This window comes from Candidatus Symbiothrix dinenymphae, from assembly GCF_001431085.1.
The window spans coordinates 1-507 of the sequence record NZ_BBRU01000325.1; the positions used below are offsets into that span (position 1 = coordinate 1).

Consider the following 507-nt stretch of genomic DNA (forward strand, 5'->3'; position numbering starts at 1 on the left):
GCCAAGCGCATTGCAATTTGTCACGATGATGGTTGTCAAGCCTGCCTTCGGGGTGTTAAACTCCCAAAGTTCGGTTTGTGGCTGCCAATCGCCGGATTTTTTCCCGTTTGAAAACTCTACAGACCCATCTACACTCGCGGACGAGCCGTTATCCGGAGCAAATTTCCATTTCAGATAGTTGTATTCCGAATCATCCGGCAGACCCGAGATGCCGCCGTGCAATATCAATGGTGCTGCTTTTCCCATCCTGTCCAGCGTGACAGAAGGGGCGAGGAGAGTACTGTAGTCGGTCCCCTCGAAGAGACGGATGCGAGGTGTTCTCACCGTCAGAGGAGCCGTGATGAGCGTATCCGCACCGCCTTGCTTCACTTTGACTCCGTAGAGAGTAGTTGCTTCCTTGAGTCCTTTAACTCTCACGATGGAGGTGTATGTGCCTGTGGCGACATTATAAGGACCGGTTGCGGCTTGAATTATGCCAATGCTTCCATCGCCCACAGACCATTGAGG

Annotated in this window: 1 protein-coding gene; it reads right to left on the reverse strand. The window is 52.5% G+C overall.

The window, feature by feature from the left end:
• On the reverse strand, positions 1-507 hold a 507-nt coding region (locus ASC50_RS03975; RefSeq protein ID WP_158648401.1), incomplete at both ends, for a hypothetical protein.